Raw genomic sequence first — 17,433 nt, 5'->3', positions numbered from 1 at the left:
CAAAACTACGCAATTTATATAAGAATTTTTAACTTCAAATTGATTGAGAATATATATTACTTGGGTTTCATTAACTTTACTATCATAATTTAGACGATAACCCATGAAGATTCATAATTTATCACTTCAAAATTCCATTTTGAACAATTTTCTATCTGAAATTAGACATGTTAATATTCAAAAAGACAGTATGCGATTCAGAAGAAATATTGAACGTATAGGCGAAATATTAGGCTATGAAATGAGTAAGAATTTAAATTATAAACCTGAATCAATAAAAACACCTTTAGGAACATCTGAAATTAATTTGCCCGAAAATGATATTGTCCTTTGCTCTATTTTAAGAGCTGGTGTACCATTACATAATGGATTATTAAACTATTTTGATACCGCTGAAAATGCTTTTATTTCAGCATATAGACACCATAAACATAATCCAGAAAGTTTTGAAATTATTGTAGAGTATTTAGCTTGTCCGAATTTAGAAGGAAAAACTCTTGTTTTGGCCGACCCCATGTTAGCAACGGGACAATCGATGATTGCCACTTTTGAAGCTTTGAAACCTTTTGGAACACCTAAAGAAATCCATTTAATTAGTGTTATTGGTTCTCAAAAAGGTATAGATTTTATTCAACAAAATTTTGATGATAATACGCATTTATGGATTGCGACTATTGATGAAATTCTGAATGATAAAGGTTATATTGTTCCTGGGCTTGGAGATGCTGGTGATTTAGCTTTTGGCGAAAAATTACAACAATAATAATATAAAAGGAATAACAATTAATACCCCTAAAAAGATTTCTTTAAACCATTTCTCTTGAATAATATCAATATAATTAGCAACGATTATAGCTAATGGAGCAAAGAGAAATAAAAATTCGCTTCCATTTTTATTAGGCGCTTGTACGACTATAAAAAAACCAATTATAGCAGCTAAAATAATAGTCTTAAAAGATACTCTAAACGCTTTTTTTTTCTTTTTTATGTTTTGCAAATAATAAATTGAAGACCAAATACCAAAAGACAATAAAACTGTTATAGAAATTAAATATGAAACGGAGTTATAATTACTAAAGTCGTAACTAATTTCGGGAGACAAATTAAATATTACAAAAAAGCTATCATATAAAACTACTGAAACGCAGGAACAAATTACAAAAACAGATAACACTGCTAAAAAAGGAATAATCCAATGTCTGATATTATAATCTGTATATAAAATGAGTGATACAATTATTAAAACAAAAAATAAGATAGCCCAAAAATAGAACAATGCCGCTATAGCAATCCAAAAAGCAGCATCAAAAAGTTTTTTCTTCGTGTTTTTAGGAGACCTTAAACTAACAATTCTTCGTAATCCGAGTAAAACAAAAAAGTTAGATAACAAAACGTTTGAATCGCTAGTAGTTTGAGTTATGAATAACAAAAAAAGACTAAACAATAAAATCTCATAATTATTCTTATTGGTTAAATTGTTCTTGTTAACAATAAAATTTAACAGTAAAATTGAACCAAAAACAATTAGCAAGAATATTATTTGTTTTAAAATAAAATCAAAATTTAATACCTCATTTGATATTCCAATTCTAGCGATTATGAACGCTAAAAGCGCAATAAAAAATACAAGCGTAAAATATAATGGCCTAGATTTATTAAAAAAGCTTGTTATCATTAACTGTTTTTGTATTTTTGCCTTGTAAATATACTAACTATAAAATAGTTGGTGACTATTAAATAAACACAAAATGAAAGATTTCTTTTACGCAATACAAGATTTATTTGTAGATGTTATTTTTGCACCCTTTGACGCCTTAAGAGCTTTAGAGCTTGAAAGTTGGTTTGGAGCAAACACTATTTCTTGGATTTTTATGCTTGTTGGATTTGTAGCTATGGTTTACTGGATGCTACAACTTAGAATATTTGATAACAATAACGAAGAAGACAAAAGTATTTCTTCGCACTCGTTTCTATAAATCGAATCCAATATCTTTACGATAATACATCTTATCAAAGTTTAGTTTATCTATGCTTTGGTAAGATTTTTTTATGGCCTCTTGATACGTATCCCCGTAAGATGTTATAGCCATAACACGTCCTCCAGAAGTAACAATTTTACCATCTTTTAACTGTGCTCCAGCATGAAATGGAATGGAATCTTTGATAGTATCGACTCCAGTAATTTCTTTTCCTTTTTCATACGCCTCAGGATAACCACCAGAAACTGTCATAATGGTTGTAGCAGCACGTTCATCAATTTCAATATTGATTTTATCTAACGTTCCATTACCCATTGCTTCAAGAATTTCAACAAAATCATTTTTTAATCTTGGTAAAACAACCTCTGTTTCTGGATCACCCATTCGAACGTTGTATTCAATCACTTTAGGATCGTCTCCAACTTTAATAAGCCCAATAAATACAAAACCAACATAAGGCAAATTATCTTTCTTAAAACCGCTTATTGTAGGCTTTACAATACGCTCTTCAATCTTATTCAAAAATTCATCTGTAGCAAAAGGCACTGGAGAAATAGCTCCCATCCCACCTGTATTTAAACCTGTATCGCCTTCGCCGATACGTTTATAATCTTTTGCAGTTGGTAAAATTTTGTAATTTTTACCATCGGTCAAGACAAAACAGCTTAACTCAATACCGTCTAAAAACTCTTCTATAACTACTTTGGTACTAGCCTCACCAAATTTAGCATCAACAAGCATACTTTTTAGTTCTGCTTTTGCTTCATTTATATCATTTAAAATAACAACGCCTTTACCTGCCGCTAATCCATCCGCTTTTAAAACATAAGGTGGATTTAAAGTCTCTAAAAAATCATAACCTTTATCTACGGTTTCTTTTGTGAAACTTTCATAAGCTGCCGTTGGAATGTTGTGACGGTATAAAAACTCTTTTGCAAATTCTTTACTACCCTCTAACTCAGCTGCTGCTTTTTGTGGCCCAATAACTGACACATACTTAATGGCATCATCATTTAAAAAGAAGTCATGAACACCTTGCACTAAAGGGTCTTCAGGACCAACAACAACCATATCAATGCTATTTTTTAATACCAATTCTTTAATAGCAGGAAAATCAGTTACGCCTATATTTACGTTTGTTGCTACCTGCGCAGTTCCAGAATTTCCTGGTGCTACAAAAAGGTTTTCGCATTTTGAGCTTTGAGCAATTTTCCAAGCAAAAGTGTGTTCTCTTCCTCCAGAACCAAGTATTAAAATATTCATGTATTTCGTTTTAGTTTCCCGTCTTCACGGGAATGACAAATTAGTGTTTTTTAATGCTATGCATTAAAAGCTACTTTATAGTTTCCGCAAAAATAAAATTAATGCTCCTAATACACGAATATTTTTTATTTACTTTACAAATTATATCTATTAAAGTGAATTTATTCGATTTTTCATTGCAATTGAATGGTTTTCCTATTAAGGAAGCCAGTCGTGTGTTGAAGACTATTCAAAATAAAGATGAAAATGAATTTGAAAGTTATATTGAAAACATAAAAAAGAACATTGTTGCTTATCATTTAGAAAACAATTCCTTTTACAAATCATTTGCAAAAGGAGTTAATCTTGATGATTGGAATTCTATTCCAGTAATGACAAAAAAAGATTTGCAGAAACCACTTTCAAATAGACTTTCAAAAGGGTTCTTAGAAAAAAACGTATACGTTAATAAAACCTCTGGTTCTTCGGGTGACCCTTTTATTTTTGCTAAAGATAAATTTAGTCATGCCTTAACTTGGGCAATCATACAAAACCGATTTGGATGGTATAATTTAGGTTTTAACACCTCTAAGCAAGCGCGTTTTTATGGTATTCCTTTAGATAAGAAAGGCTATTATAAAGAACGTTTAAAAGATAAATTGAGTAGTCGATTTCGATTTTCTGTTTTCGATTTGAGTGATTCAGCTTTTGAAAAACATCTAAAGAAATTTCAATCAACGCCATTTGATTATATTAATGGTTATACAAGTTCTATTGTGCAATTTGCTAAATTTCTTCAGAAAAAAAACCTAGTTCTTAAAGCTATTTGCCCATCCCTAAATGCTTGTATTGTAACTTCTGAAATGCTTTTTGAAGATGATAAAAAACTCATGGAAACACAATTTGGTATTCCTGTTGTTAATGAATATGGCGCTTCTGAATTGGATTTAATTGCTTTTGAAAACCCCTCTGGACATTGGCAGGTAAATAGCGAAAGCTTATTTGTTGAAATTTTAGATGAAAATAACTCGGTTTTACCTTACGGTGAAGAAGGGCGCATCGTAATCACTTCGCTTTATAACAAAGCACATCCATTTATTAGATATGATATTGGTGACATAGGAATGCTTTCAAAAGAAAGTACGCTTAAAACACCTATTCTTGAAAAGATAATTGGTCGAACTAATGATATTGCTATTTTACCAAGCGGAAAAAAAGCTGCTGGATTAACCTTTTATTACATTACGAAAAGTATTATTGAAGATAATGGAAACGTAAAGGAGTTTGTAATTGAGCAACTTAATATAAATACATTCAAAGTTATCTATGTAAGTTCTGAATTGCTTTCTGAAGAAAAAATGAAAATGATTATAACTGAAATGGAAACATATCTTGAAAAAGGGTTACAAATTAGCTTTGAGAAACAAGATCAATTAATTCGTTCAAAAAGTGGTAAATTGAAGCAGTTTACATCCTACTTAAACCAAAATACATGAATATTACTATAGTTGCTGGTGCAAGACCAAATTTCATGAAAATTGCTCCTATTATTGAAGCTATTCTTGAAAAGAAAAAGGAGGGTTTTAATATTAATTATAGATTGGTGCATACTGGTCAGCATTACGACAAAAATTTAAGTGGCACTTTTTTTGAAGAATTAAACATACCGCTTCCTGATAGGAATTTAGAAGTAAAAAGTGGTACGCAAGCAGAACAAACTGCTGCGATAATGATTGGTTTTGAAAATGAATTAAAACAAAACCCTTGCGATTTGATAATGGTTGTAGGTGATGTAACCTCAACAATGGCTTGTACAATAGTTGCTAAAAAAGCACAAATTAAAGTGGCACATGTCGAAGCTGGAATTCGTTCTGGAGATATGAAAATGCCTGAAGAGATTAATAGAATTGTTACTGATAGTTTAACTGATTATTTTTTCACTACTACAACCAATGCTGTTAACAATTTAATAAAACTAGGTGTCTCAAAATCCAAAATCTTTTTTGTTGGAAACGTGATGATTGACACCTTACTTAAAAATGAAAATAGATTAAAAAAACCATCGCTTTGGGATGATTTAAACTTATCTAAGAAAAAGTACATGGTTATGACGCTCCATAGACCAAGTAATGTAGATGAAGAGGAACAATTAAAAACATTAATTACTCAAATTGTTACTTTAGGCAAAGACTATCCTATTATTTTCCCCGTTCATCCAAGAACTAAGAGGCTTTTAAGCGGTTTGAAATTAGAATTTGAAAACCTGCATTATGTAAACCCTTTGGGCTATTTAGAGTTTAATTGTTTAGTAAAGCATGCATTAGCAGTAATTACAGATTCCGGTGGTATTACTGAAGAAACAACAGTTATGAATGTACCCTGCATCACTTTAAGAGAAAATACCGAACGCCCAGAAACTTGTGATATTGGAACTAATATTTTGGTAGGAAGTAATCCCGAAAAAATTAATAGTGCTTTTAATATTTTACTCTCAGGAACTTGGAAACAAGGTGAAATTCCTGAGTTATGGGATGGAAAAGCTGCAAAAAGAATTGTTCATCTTTTAGCATCTATTTAAAATTAACATGAAAGATGTCCTTATTATAACCAATTATTTTCCCCCTGAAACTGGTGCTGCATCAAATCGTATTTTTCATTTAGCTGAAGGATTGCAAAAACATGACTTTAAGGTTTCCATTTTAACACCTTTACCAAATTATCCTAAAGGCCAGATTTTTGAAGGCTTTAGAGGTCGATTTAAACGCACTTCTTATGAAAACAAAATAACTATTCATCGGTTATGGATTTACGCCAGTAACTCCAAGAATAAGTTATTGAGATTAATTGCCATGATATCATATAGTTTCAGTTTGATATGGTTTTTTATTTGGAATAAAATCCCAAAAACAGTTATCATCCAATCACCTCCACTATTAGTTGCTTTTACATCTGTATTTTTTCTTAGGTCAAAAAAAAGAAAAGTGATTTTAAATGTGAGTGACTTATGGCCACTAGCAGGATTAGAATTAGGCGCTTTTAAAAAGAATTTCAGTTATAAACTCCTTGAAAAGGTAGAACGGTTTAATTATAAACATGCTGATTTAGTTTTGGGGCAAAGTGAAGAAATAATAACGCATGTAAAATTACTTTTTCCAGAAAAGAATACATTTTTGTATCGAAATTATCCAGATTTTGAAGTTCCTATACCTAATCATGAAATAAATCCATCAGAAAAGCTAAAAATGGTTTATGCGGGTTTATTAGGTATAGCTCAAGGTATTTTAAAACTTTGTAAGAACTTAGATTATACCAGAATTCAATTTCATATTTATGGCTCTGGAGCAGAACAACATGCTCTTGAAAACCTTATTAAAACCAGAACAGAACTAGATGTTATATATCACGGAGAAGTTTCTCGGGAAGAATTGCACCGAGTAATTACAAAATACGATTTCACAATAATTCCTTTACTCAATAGAATTTATGGTTCAGTGCCTTCTAAAATATTTGAATATGCGCGTCTAGGCCTTCCTATGTTATACTTTGGTGGTGGCGAAGGTGAACATATTATTAACGAATATAAATTAGGTTGGGTTGCTCAATCTAGCGATTATAACGATTTAAACAACGTTATTTCAAAATTGGAAACTTTAAATTTAGAATCAGAAAAAAGAATTAAAATACAAGAAATTGCTTTTGAAAATTTTGATTTTAATAGTCAATTAAACAAACTTGTTAATTTTATTTAATAAGCCTTTTCTTCACCCTTTATTGCATTAGTAAGTGTTTGAACAGCTATTTTAACATCCAATAGTAGAGACCAGTTTTCAATATAAAAAATATCATATTTCACACGATTAATAATATCTTTATCAGTCTCAACTTCACCCCTAAAACCACTTACTTGGGCTAATCCAGTAATACCTGGTTTCACAAAATGTCTAACCATAAATTTATCTATTCTCTGAGCGTACATATTAGTATGACTTACCATATGAGGTCTTGGTCCAACAACAGACATATCACCAAATAACACATTAAAAAATTGTGGTAATTCATCTATACTTGTTTTTCTAATCAAAGCTCCTATTTTGGTTATTCTTAAATCGCCTTTTGTAGCTTGTAGCAAGTGTGCATTTTTATTAGGAGTCATTGACCTAAACTTATAACAATCAAACTCTTGATAATTAAAACCGTTTCTAGATTGTTTAAAAAACACAGGGCCTTTAGACTCTAGCTTAATAAATATTGCTAAAATAGGAGTTAACCATGATAGAATAAAAACGATAATGAATAAAGAAAATAATATATCAAAAAGTCTTTTAACAAATTTATTTACTGATTCTTGAAGAGGAATCGCTCTTAAAGATAAAATCGGGATATAATCATAATATTCGTATTTAAGTTTTTTGGAATAAATATCTTTGTTATCTGGAATAAATTTAAGCTCGCGAAGATTATTATCAGCAAAATCTATTAATTTGTTTATTTGTTTATTTGATAGTTCGGCAACTGAAAAATAAATTTCATCTATATTGTTTTCGATTACATAATCGAAACAATTTTCTAAAGAAAACTCTTTGTCTTTTAAACTAAATTCAGCCTCAAATTTATAACCAAAATCCAATCTTTTATTGAATGTTTTTATTAACTGCCTTGCTTTATCATTATTACCGATTACAATAACCTTTCTAATATTACCTCTTAAAACTGTTCTGTATTTTTTTAATAAAAAAATTGTTAAAAACTTAAATACACAAATTAATATAAAAACTAATAACAAATAATTTCCTAGAGATAACCTACTAACGCTAGGCTGTTTGAAAAACCCAATAAAGGCATAAAGTGCAATTGTAAAAAAAACGATTTGCCTAAATAAGAGAGGGGCTATTTGAATTAATCTCGTGTGTCTTTGTACTTCGTAAAAATGATTTTTAACAGCAATAATTATCCAGGAAACAGATATATATAAACAAAAAACATAAACATTTTTTAAATTTATTTCAAAATAAAACACGGCCATATTTATTATGACTAAGTCAATAAACCCAAAAATCGGTTTTATTAAGCTAGAATACCTTCCTTTTTTGTAGTCCACTTATTTTTTTATATGTTCTTTAAAATTTTTATGCGCGCTTTTATATAATTCGTCCTCGGATAAAGATTTAAAATAATCATAAGTTATCTTCATCCCTTCTTCTCTACTAATTTTTGGTTCCCAATTTAGTATTTTTTTTGCTAATGTAATGTCTGGCTGTCTTTGTAACGGATCATCTTGAGGTAATGCTTTATAAATTATCTTTTGATTTGTTCCTGTTAACTTTATAATTTCTTCAGCAAATTCTTTAATTGTTATTTCATGTGGATTACCAATATTTATGGGGTAAGAATAATCACTTAATAATAACCTATAAATACCTTCTACCTGATCATCAACATAGCAAAATGATCGCGTTTGTAATCCTTCTCCAAAAACCGTTAAATCTTCCCCTCTAAGTGCTTGACCTATAAAGGCAGGAATCACTCTTCCATCGTTAAGCCTCATTCTTGGGCCATATGTATTAAATATACGTACAATTCTAGTTTCTAACCCATGAAATCTATGATACGCCATAGTGATGGATTCTTGAAAGCGTTTTGCCTCATCATAAACACCTCTTGGACCAATAGTATTTACATTGCCATAATAATCCTCAGATTGTGGATGTACTAAAGGGTCCCCATAAACTTCTGAGGTCGAAGCAATAAGCATTCTTGCATTTTTAGCTTTTGCTAGCCCTAATAAATTATGCGTTCCTAAAGCTCCAACTTTTAGTGTTTGAATGGGAATTTTTAAATAATCAATAGGGCTTGCTGGTGATGCAAAGTGTAAAATATAATCTAAATTGCCTCTAAGTTCTATAAAGTTAGTTACATCATGAGCTACAAATTCAAAATTTTCTAAGCCTATTAAATGCTCGATATTCTTTTTATCACCAGTGATGAAATTATCCATAGCAACAACATGGTAGCCTTCTTTTATAAACCTATCACAGAGGTGCGAGCCTAAGAATCCAGCAGCTCCTGTAATTAAAATTTTTTTCATATTTATTTATTGACAGTGATGCTTAAATATAAAATTTGGCACGACTTCCTATTTTATAACAAACATTAATTAACTCACTTAAATCTTTCTTTAAGTACTAATGTTATGAATTTAATATTCCCAAATAAATAACGCTTCCACATTCGCTTTGGTTCTTGGGCAAACCTATAAAACCACTCTAATCCGCTTTTCTGCATCCATATTGGGGCTCGTTTTACTTTACCAGAAACAACATCAAAACTCCCCCCTACACCCATAATAAAATTAACCCGACTTAGTAATTCTTTGTTTTCATACAAAAAGTTTTCTTTTGTTGGAGAACTAATCGCTACAAATAAAATATTGGCGCCACTATCTGCTATTTCTTTAGCAATTTCTTTTTCTTCCTCTTTTTTAAAATAGCCATTTCGGTATCCTGCCACGATGTTTGTTGAATATTGACTTGAATATGTTTCAACTACTTTTCTAACTACATCTTCTTTTGCTCCAAAAAAGAAAATTTTATAGCTCTTTTTATAGGCCAAATGAACAAGGTTAACCATTAAATCAATTCCAGCTACGCGTTCCTTAAGTGGTTTTCCTAATAAATTAGAGGCCCATACTACGGCCTGACCATCTGCATTGATGAGGTCGCTACTATTAACACTTTGTCGTAGTTGTAAATCGGTTTGCATTGCTACTATTTTACCTGCGTTTACAACTACATGGTGTAATTGTACTCCCTTAGCTATTGTTTTATCTACAACCTCTAAGGTTTCTTTCATATTTAAGTTGTGAATATTTGTATTAAGTATTTTGATCATCTAATCTAAGGTATTCTCTTAAAATTACTAAATAAACTACAATGGAAGAATATGTAAAAAAATTTCCTGCTAAAAATACAATAAACAGCAAGACTCCAAGCAAAAAAACAATATTTATATTGGGTTTAAATGTAAAAAAAGCTTTTAAATAAATATATAAATAATAAAGACCTCCTAGAATCCCGAAATAATAAAAAATGTCAACAAGTTCCATTTGAGATTTTGTGCTTAAATCATTTATTCCTCCAAATAAATAATTGGAAATACTCCAGTTTTCCGTTATATATGGAATTGTCCTTTCTAGTAATAATCTGTCTCTAAAAGAAAAAAACGAAGAAATTAAACCATATTCTTCCCTAATTTGATTAAATATACCAAATTGAAAGAAAAAAACATATGTTACTAAAACAACTACAGCAACTAAAAGCAATACAAGAATTCTCTTATTAATATTAGAATATACCCAAAAATAAAATCCAAAAAAACAGAAACTAAATAAGTATAATGCCTTAGTTCCCACAAAAACAACTGCTATTAATATTATATAATTAGTCCAATTTTTAAATAGGTTATTCTTGTATTTAGCAAACATATAAACAATTGCTATAGCATATATAAATGAGCTTGATGCAGAAGTTACTAACAATCCATTATAACCAAATCTTTCCGTGAAATAAGTGCGAAAAATTTGAAAATCAAAAGTTACTGCCAATATGATTAACACACTGTTAAAAATCATTAGATATTCATAAACAGAAAAAAACAATTTTTTATTTATCTGTTGAACATCATCAATTGAAAAAAACAAGAATACAATAATAGGATAAACAAACTTTACAAAGTAAATTAATATTGGATTTGAAAAACCCAAATCTGTAGTGTACTGCCCTATTATAAAAAAAACCCAAAAGAGGCTTATCCCAATTAAACTTTTAATATTGCACTTAATTATCACAAAAAGAAAAACCAATAGCAAGAAGCCTTTTGTATACTTAAGTATGTTTGAAATATTGCCTGTGGTAAAATGCAAAACCTTAAAGTAAGCTTCAGTGCAGAAAAGTAACAACAACAAAAATGCAAGTAATAAACTTCCATAATCTTCAAGATACTTTTTAAACATAAGACTTAATTAAAGTTTTTCTCTGATAAATAGTAGCTAAACGCATAAAACATCCATGATTGCGCCCAACGAATGTAAGGTGTTTTAGATGTGAAAAATTTCTTTTTTTGATAATAAAAATATCCTTTGTCAGACTGCATATTTTTAATTGTCCATTGCAATACGTTATCAGCTAACTCAATATTATCTATGAACAAACCAAGCTTGCTTAAAGTAACTATTAATTGTGCAGGAGCATGAATGTCTATGGGATATGTTTTGTTATTATAATATTTTGAAATTCCTTCCTTAGTAAAAAAAGTATTTAAATAATACTCAAAACCTTTATTAATATAATTTTGAAACGACAAATCTCCTGATACTTCCTGATATTTATAAATACATTCCAAATTATATCCCGTATGAAAATTATCTATCCATTGATGAAAAGGAAGGGTGCCATAGGCCCATGAACCATTTGAAGCTTGCCTTTTACAAACATAAGCAACAACTTTTTTTGCTGTAGATAATAGTTTATGGTCTTGATTGTATTTGTATGTTAAAACTAATAATTTAGCACCAAGAAGCCCAGCGTTATATACCTGAGTATTATCTAAAGGTGAATATGAAAAAGTAAAGTCTTGATCTTCATCATATGATTTATTTAAATCCTCTAATATGAATTTTGAACAACTTAAAGCTGTTGCTAATAAATCTTCTCTTTTAGTTATTTCATATGCATCCAGAAGAGCCTCTCCTATAAATGACGTGGCAACAACTGTAGGTGTATATTTTGGCTGAAAAAAAGCTCTGGCTTGCCAATCAAAATTATAACCCCAACATGCTCCTGAATACCCTTTTGTTTGTAACATTAAAAGTTCTGATGCTAAAAAATTTATCTTATCAAGATATTCTACTTTAGCCTTTATTTTATATAAATTACAATAACCTATTAAAAATAGCGCTAACCCTTTGGGGTTATAGTCTTTTTTTACGCCAAAAAAATGCCTTAGATTTATGGGGCTTCGCTTAAAAAGCTGAATCCAAGCCAACCTAAAATATCTGGATTTACCTAAAGGCGTTTTTTGTATAACCCAACTGTTTAGTCCATCATAAGGATCCCAACCTTTAAAGCCTTCGGTCTCACAAAACTGTTTTAGGGCTTCAAAACTTGCTTTAAAATATTTCACATTAATTGAATTCATAAAATAATTTTTCCTTAATCTTTATTAAGATAGTAAAAATATGATTTAATGAATCGATTGAGGCATTCCTGTTCTCAAACTATCTTGAATTTTAAATGTTGCTAAGGTCGTATCATAGATAGACTGAAAAGAGATCGGGCTTTCTTGGTTTAAAGTTAAAGCCTCTAAGAAGGCTTGAACCTCTTCTTTATGCCCTTTACCTGTCATTTTTAATTTCTCTACCTTATTTCCATTATGAAACACCCCGCCTCTAAAATCATTAATAATACCTACTTTTCCTGCACCAAATACTTCAATTTGCTCTTTAGGTAGCGATTTATCTCCATTAGCAAGATAAATTAGATTACCAATAGAACCATCACTAAACTTTACTATAATGCAAATATTATCATCTGTTTTTAATTGAGAATTGCTTGAATTTATACAATCTGCAAAAACAGAGATAGGTTTGGCATCAGTAAAAAATTGCATTAAATCTATAAAATGGCACATCTCGCCAACTATCCTTCCGCCTCCTACTTCCTCTAATTGAGTCCAATGATCTTTTGGTATAAAACCTGCGTTTACTCTAATATTTACCACTAATGGCTCCTCTGCACCTTCAAATCTTTTCTTAATTTCTTTTGCTAAAGGAGAAAATCGTCTGTTAAACCCAACCATTAACTTAGATTTGCTTTGCTCATAGGCTATTTTAACCTTTTCTAGCTCTTCATAATCCATAGCTAAGGGTTTTTCTACAAAAACATGTTTATCACATTCAAATCCTTTAATAGTATAATTGGCATGAGAATTATGCGGTGTGGCAATAAATATGGTGTTTATTTTTTCATTATTATAAATATCTTCCGAGTTTGAAGATGCCGAATTAAAACCAAACTTATCTCCTACATTTTTTGCTGTTATTCCTTTAGTTGTAACTACTGTATCTAAGGACCCTTTATTTGATTTAACATTTGGAATTAAATAACTCTGCGCAAAACTACCTGCCCCAATAAAGCCTACATTTATATCTTTTATTTCATTAGTATCTAATTCAAATTTAGTTAAGCCTTTACAAGTATTCTCTTTATATTTTAACAATATACCAAGGTGAGCTTCTTTTACCTTTCCTAGTACTATATCATAAGCTTTTTCTGCTTCTTGAATATCAAAAACATGTGTAATTAATGGCTCTAAATTAATTGCTTTTTTAGAAATCAAATCTAAGAATGCACCCATATTACGTTGTTCTGTCCAACGTACATAACCAAATGGGTAATCTTGGCCTAATTCTTCATAATTTACATCATATCTTCCAGGTCCATAAGAACACGATAGTTTTAACTCCAATTCTTTTCTGTAGAAATGAGGATCTCTAGGAATATCCATTTTTACAGCTCCTACTACAATAACTTTTCCTTTCTTCTTAGTTATTTCTGCAGAAAGCTCTATGGGGTCATTTGTTGGAGCCGCTGCTGTTATTATAACACTATCAAATCCATAGCCATTGGTAAAATTATCAATAGCTGATATAAGATTATCATCATTACGTAACATCGCTTTCTCTGCTCCATTTTCAGCAGAAATTCTTACTAAATTTTTTGATAAGTCTATTCCAAAAACGTTACAACCATTTGCTTTAAGCAACTGGCAAGTAATTTGCCCTAAAAGCCCTAAACCGATAACGCAAACATTTTCACCTAGTTTTGGATTAGCTTGTCTCACTCCTTGTAATGCAATAGCTCCAAGAGTTGTAAAACTAGCTTCTTCAAAAGAAACATTATCTGGAATTTTAGCAACTAAATTTTGTGGAATCGATACAACTTCTGAATGTGATGCATAATCTTGTCCAGCACAAGCAACCCTATCTCCAGGTTTAAAAGTCCCATTAGTATCCATGGATGCTGTTACAATTCCTGATGTGCTATATCCAAGAGCCTTTAAAGAATCCAACTTAGTTTTGACTTTATCAACAGTAGCTTTTAGTCCTTCTTTTTTTATATTTTGCAACACTTGAGCAACTAAATCTGGGCGTTGTTTGGCCTTTCCTATTAAGCTAGCTTTACCTACACTTACTGTACTACGCTCTGTTCCTGCACTTATTAAAGAGAATTTGTTTTCAACCAATACAGTTGCTCTTGAAATAGAAGGAGCAGGGACATCATCTACATATAAATTGCCAGTTTTAAAGTTTTGTATAACTTGTTTCATTTTTTAACATCTTTTAGTATATCTATATAAATATTGATTAATTGATTGTGGTAATTCAATTTCTCCTTTTTAGCCAATATAGATTCTAATGGGGAATTTAATACCAAATCTATTTTATCCTCGAGATCTTTTAAACTATTATTAAATAAAATTGTGCCTTTTGGTCTTTCACAAACATCACTCGCAATAGCTGGAACACCTAAATCAAGTGCTTCTTGGATTGAAACACCAAATCCATCATGTAAATTAGGCCTGAGCAAAAATTTGCAATTATGAATATAATCCACCAAATTCTCATTGAATAAAGTTTTGACATTATTAGATATTTCATATTTATTTAACAAAATCTCTAAGTATTTTAAATCAGAATTTGATTTACTCCCTATCATAAACAACATCGTAAAATTTCCTTTATTCTTACTGAGAAACTCAAAAACTAATGGTACGTTGTATACCTCGTTAGCCAGTTTTTTATCAAACTTCCACACACTAAATAAGAATAAATGTCCAGAATATGATTCAGAATCTATCTTTAATTTTAAACTTGTTTGAGGCGGCACATATGCTGGCAAAAATATCGATTTAATTCCATTATTATTTAAATAATCATTTAAATTCTTTGAAACTGAGATAAGTGATATATTTCGAGTCTTAGAAAGTAAAAAAAATGCTATTTTCTTTTTTATTGGTCCATAACCAAGTATTCTTTCAGAGTGAATTGTGACCAATATTTTATCCTTTCGTGCCCAATAAAAAATTAAATAGTAAAAAAAATGAAAGTAAAAGAATTGGTGAAAATGAAATAAAGTAAAGTTCTTTTCAAATAATAATTTTATGTACCAAAACGGTTTTTTATTTGTTGGAACAACAAATTCATTAGAAACACTCCCATGATTAAATATTTTATATTCAATTTTATTTTCTATTAGAAACGGTTCCATTCTTTTTATATGAACAGATATCCCTCCCAATGGTGGTGGATAAGGTCCAAAAATCGCTAGTCTTTTATTCATTCTTAGTAGATAATAAGAAACAATAAAAGAAGGTAAAGAAAACGATTCCTTGAGACCTAAAAATTGTTTCTGTTATTGCTGTTATTGAAATGACAAAAAAAAAAGAAACCAAGACAAAGTCCTTTCTTTTCCAACCCTTAATAAAAATCGAGAATAACATTATAAGGAATATTATCAAGTGAAATATGCCACCTGAAATTAATAATTCGAGATATGTATTATGTGCATTATAATTTTCATTCAAAAATTTAATATGTTGATTTTCTTTATATTTTTTGTTTAATACTATTTTGTTAGACCCAGTTCCATGGCCTATGATTGGCTCTTCTTTTATTAATTCCAGTGCATCTTGCCACAATAACAATCTACCTTCTTTCTCCGGAGCACCATTTACAATAAATTCCTTTTTATTAAATTCATAATCATAATCATACCCAATGGTAAAAAGTATTCTCTCTTTAATAATAGGAATATTCCAGACTACAAAAAGCATTAAAAAAGAAAAAACGAGTATGAGTGAAACCTTTTTTAAATTTAGTCTTTGTAACTGTATAAACACTTTTTTATATACATAAAGTAATATAATCACAATTAAAATTAAAAGACCTATTCTACTACCTGAAAACAATAAGCCTGCAAATTGTACTAATAATAATAACTTTTGGTTTTTGGATAACAGTAGTTTTAATGAAGAAAATAAAAGAATACTTATTGACATCAAAGAAAACATAGCAACATATGTTGGGTGTTGATCAAATATTTCTAATAAGTCATACCTAAAAAAAAAGTACCAATTAAAAACACCTCCATTCCAAAAAAAAACAACTTGGCGATATATTGCATTTAGAAAACAACTTAGATGAAAAAAAGTCACGGTATAAACAAATATTTTAAATACAAAATACCTTTCTTTATTGCTAAAACCTTTGATTGTAAGAAATGTAATTGGTAATAAAACAAAAGGCAAATACCTTGTAAGTATTTTAACACCTTGACTATGGTTCAGCGAGTGCAATAGACCCATTAACATAAATAAATAAAAAACTGGAGGAATATAGAGACTTTTATTCCTTAAAAAATTATTAAAGTTTAAAGAGTTAATATTTAATATCCATGTAAACAAAAAAAATATTACCCCTAAAGATGCCGTTGCTATAGAAAAAATATACCCTATAGCAGCCAAGCCACAGCCCAAAACTAATAAATGTCTTCTACTACAAATAAATTTCATGCTTCTGATAAATATCTAGTAGTTGTTCAAATTTATATTTACTATTTGTGTTTTGTAATACTTCCATTAACTCTTTGTCATTGAACCTTCTCTTAAAACGCTTAGCAGGTATACCATAAGCAATACAATAAGGCGGTATATAATGACTAATTATTGCTCCACTTGCTACAACAGCACCTTCACAAATATAAGTATTAGTTAAAATGGTAGTGTTAGCTCCAATCCAAGCACCATCTTCTATAACTATCTTTTTTCCTTCAACTTTAGATTCTGGCGCATAATAAATGTGATTCTTTGTATACTTAATATCATGATTCCCTCCAAAAATTTTACAAAAAGGTCCAAACATAATATGATTCCCTATTTTTACAGGAATAAACTCATTGGTAACAAAATATCCATACGGGCCTGAAAAAAAATTATCACCTATAGAGAAATATCTCGAATTTCTTAACTCTGATTTATAACCAATTTTAAAATTCTTCCCGCATTCTTTTAACCTTGCCTTTAATAGTGGTCTATTAACAAACTTGTTTAATAACTTGGATACATAAACTTCTATCATAATAATTAATTTTTTCCCACT

Annotated in this window: 16 protein-coding genes; 5 read left to right on the top strand and 11 right to left on the bottom strand. The window is 29.9% G+C overall.

Translation table 11 applies throughout. From position 1 onward, the window contains the following. The first annotated feature begins 103 nt into the window (after positions 1–103). Positions 104–763 carry a uracil phosphoribosyltransferase gene (upp, locus tag Q0870_RS01985; protein WP_298550560.1) on the top strand — a complete coding sequence of 220 codons (660 nt, stop codon included), beginning with the start codon at positions 104–106 and terminating at the stop codon, positions 761–763. Here the strand turns inward: upp and Q0870_RS01980 are convergent. Then, positions 752–1,675 (bottom strand): DUF6427 family protein, encoded by a 924-nt coding sequence (locus tag Q0870_RS01980; RefSeq protein ID WP_298550558.1) that lies wholly within the window; start codon positions 1,673–1,675, stop codon positions 752–754. The genes upp and Q0870_RS01980 overlap by 12 nt on opposite strands. A 73-nt stretch (positions 1,676–1,748) precedes the next feature. Here Q0870_RS01980 and Q0870_RS01975 point away from each other — a divergent pair, with 73 nt between their 5' ends. Next, entirely contained in the window at positions 1,749–1,976 is a 228-nt protein-coding gene (locus tag Q0870_RS01975; RefSeq protein ID WP_298550556.1) for a uracil phosphoribosyltransferase, read from the top strand. Here the strand turns inward: Q0870_RS01975 and purD are convergent. Further along, the gene (gene purD, locus Q0870_RS01970) at positions 1,971–3,242 is read right to left on the bottom strand and encodes a phosphoribosylamine--glycine ligase (RefSeq protein WP_298550554.1); all 1,272 of its coding nucleotides are present in this window, start codon (positions 3,240–3,242) and stop codon (positions 1,971–1,973) included. The two genes, Q0870_RS01975 and purD, sit on opposite strands and share 6 nt — an antisense overlap. Positions 3,243–3,343: 101 nt before the next feature. Here purD and Q0870_RS01965 point away from each other — a divergent pair, with 101 nt between their 5' ends. From Q0870_RS01965 to Q0870_RS01955, 3 genes are read left to right on the top strand one after another with little or no spacing between them, the layout of a single operon-like run. After that, positions 3,344–4,717 carry a phenylacetate--CoA ligase family protein gene (locus Q0870_RS01965; protein WP_298550552.1) on the top strand — a complete coding sequence of 458 codons (1,374 nt, stop codon included), beginning with the start codon at positions 3,344–3,346 and terminating at the stop codon, positions 4,715–4,717. Then, positions 4,714–5,799, top strand: a complete 1,086-nt coding sequence (wecB, locus tag Q0870_RS01960) for a UDP-N-acetylglucosamine 2-epimerase (non-hydrolyzing) (protein ID WP_298550550.1) — start codon at positions 4,714–4,716, stop codon at positions 5,797–5,799. Before Q0870_RS01965 ends, wecB begins: the two co-directional genes overlap by 4 nt. A 7-nt stretch (positions 5,800–5,806) precedes the next feature. Then, complete coding sequence (locus Q0870_RS01955) at positions 5,807–6,970, top strand: glycosyltransferase family 4 protein (RefSeq protein WP_298550549.1); 1,164 nt, start codon at positions 5,807–5,809, stop codon at positions 6,968–6,970. Here Q0870_RS01955 and Q0870_RS01950 read toward each other — a convergent pair. The 9 genes from Q0870_RS01950 to Q0870_RS01910 all read right to left on the bottom strand — a co-directional run bounded on the left by Q0870_RS01950 (position 6,967) and on the right by Q0870_RS01910 (position 17,412). Then, on the bottom strand, positions 6,967–8,319 hold the full coding sequence (locus Q0870_RS01950) for an undecaprenyl-phosphate glucose phosphotransferase (RefSeq protein WP_298550547.1): 1,353 nt from the start codon (positions 8,317–8,319) through the stop codon (positions 6,967–6,969). The genes Q0870_RS01955 and Q0870_RS01950 overlap by 4 nt on opposite strands. Further along, a complete protein-coding gene (locus Q0870_RS01945; protein WP_298550546.1) occupies positions 8,320–9,306 on the bottom strand; it encodes a UDP-glucuronic acid decarboxylase family protein in 987 nt (328 codons plus the stop codon). A 74-nt stretch (positions 9,307–9,380) separates the two neighbouring features. After that, complete coding sequence (locus Q0870_RS01940; protein WP_298550545.1) at positions 9,381–10,070, bottom strand: WecB/TagA/CpsF family glycosyltransferase; 690 nt, start codon at positions 10,068–10,070, stop codon at positions 9,381–9,383. A gap of 22 nt (positions 10,071–10,092) precedes the next feature. Then, positions 10,093–10,848: a hypothetical protein gene (locus Q0870_RS01935; RefSeq protein WP_298550543.1), complete on the bottom strand. Its 756-nt coding sequence runs from the start codon at positions 10,846–10,848 to the stop codon at positions 10,093–10,095. Between the two features lie 386 nt (positions 10,849–11,234). Further along, complete coding sequence (locus tag Q0870_RS01930) at positions 11,235–12,413, bottom strand: delta-aminolevulinic acid dehydratase (protein WP_298550541.1); 1,179 nt, start codon at positions 12,411–12,413, stop codon at positions 11,235–11,237. A 45-nt stretch (positions 12,414–12,458) separates the two neighbouring features. Further along, positions 12,459–14,603: a bi-domain-containing oxidoreductase gene (locus Q0870_RS01925; RefSeq protein WP_298550540.1), complete on the bottom strand. Its 2,145-nt coding sequence runs from the start codon at positions 14,601–14,603 to the stop codon at positions 12,459–12,461. Beyond that, positions 14,600–15,616 carry a glycosyltransferase gene (locus Q0870_RS01920; RefSeq protein WP_298550539.1) on the bottom strand — a complete coding sequence of 339 codons (1,017 nt, stop codon included), beginning with the start codon at positions 15,614–15,616 and terminating at the stop codon, positions 14,600–14,602. The genes Q0870_RS01925 and Q0870_RS01920 overlap by 4 nt, the downstream gene beginning before the upstream one ends. After that, complete coding sequence (locus tag Q0870_RS01915; RefSeq protein ID WP_298550537.1) at positions 15,609–16,847, bottom strand: O-antigen ligase family protein; 1,239 nt, start codon at positions 16,845–16,847, stop codon at positions 15,609–15,611. The genes Q0870_RS01920 and Q0870_RS01915 overlap by 8 nt, the downstream gene beginning before the upstream one ends. Beyond that, the gene (locus tag Q0870_RS01910) at positions 16,831–17,412 is read right to left on the bottom strand and encodes an acyltransferase (RefSeq protein WP_298550536.1); all 582 of its coding nucleotides are present in this window, start codon (positions 17,410–17,412) and stop codon (positions 16,831–16,833) included. The genes Q0870_RS01915 and Q0870_RS01910 overlap by 17 nt, the downstream gene beginning before the upstream one ends. Between the last annotated feature and the right edge of the window lie 21 nt (positions 17,413–17,433).

The sequence above is a fragment of the uncultured Algibacter sp. genome (assembly GCF_947487575.1).
GTDB lineage: Bacteria > Bacteroidota > Bacteroidia > Flavobacteriales > Flavobacteriaceae > Algibacter_B.
The sequence above is the reverse complement of the archived record's forward strand: the minus strand, read 5'-3'. Positions and strand labels throughout refer to the sequence as shown.

What these genes read in the sequence shown, in the direction of transcription:
- Q0870_RS01930 (WP_298550541.1), bottom strand. Translation starts at nt 12,413, where the DNA reads ATGAATTCAATTAATGTGAAATATTTTAAAGCAAGTTTTGAAGCCCTA.
- Q0870_RS01975 (WP_298550556.1), top strand. Translation starts at nt 1,749, where the DNA reads ATGAAAGATTTCTTTTACGCAATACAAGATTTATTTGTAGATGTTATT.
- purD (WP_298550554.1), bottom strand. Translation starts at nt 3,242, where the DNA reads ATGAATATTTTAATACTTGGTTCTGGAGGAAGAGAACACACTTTTGCT.
- Q0870_RS01980 (WP_298550558.1), bottom strand. Translation starts at nt 1,675, where the DNA reads ATGATAACAAGCTTTTTTAATAAATCTAGGCCATTATATTTTACGCTT.
- Q0870_RS01910 (WP_298550536.1), bottom strand. Translation starts at nt 17,412, where the DNA reads ATGATAGAAGTTTATGTATCCAAGTTATTAAACAAGTTTGTTAATAGA.
- Q0870_RS01965 (WP_298550552.1), top strand. Translation starts at nt 3,344, where the DNA reads ATGCTCCTAATACACGAATATTTTTTATTTACTTTACAAATTATATCT.
- Q0870_RS01925 (WP_298550540.1), bottom strand. Translation starts at nt 14,603, where the DNA reads ATGAAACAAGTTATACAAAACTTTAAAACTGGCAATTTATATGTAGAT.
- Q0870_RS01955 (WP_298550549.1), top strand. Translation starts at nt 5,807, where the DNA reads ATGAAAGATGTCCTTATTATAACCAATTATTTTCCCCCTGAAACTGGT.
- Q0870_RS01935 (WP_298550543.1), bottom strand. Translation starts at nt 10,848, where the DNA reads ATGATTTTTAACAGTGTGTTAATCATATTGGCAGTAACTTTTGATTTT.
- Q0870_RS01915 (WP_298550537.1), bottom strand. Translation starts at nt 16,847, where the DNA reads ATGAAATTTATTTGTAGTAGAAGACATTTATTAGTTTTGGGCTGTGGC.
- Q0870_RS01940 (WP_298550545.1), bottom strand. Translation starts at nt 10,070, where the DNA reads ATGAAAGAAACCTTAGAGGTTGTAGATAAAACAATAGCTAAGGGAGTA.
- wecB (WP_298550550.1), top strand. Translation starts at nt 4,714, where the DNA reads ATGAATATTACTATAGTTGCTGGTGCAAGACCAAATTTCATGAAAATT.
- Q0870_RS01920 (WP_298550539.1), bottom strand. Translation starts at nt 15,616, where the DNA reads ATGAATAAAAGACTAGCGATTTTTGGACCTTATCCACCACCATTGGGA.
- upp (WP_298550560.1), top strand. Translation starts at nt 104, where the DNA reads ATGAAGATTCATAATTTATCACTTCAAAATTCCATTTTGAACAATTTT.
- Q0870_RS01945 (WP_298550546.1), bottom strand. Translation starts at nt 9,306, where the DNA reads ATGAAAAAAATTTTAATTACAGGAGCTGCTGGATTCTTAGGCTCGCAC.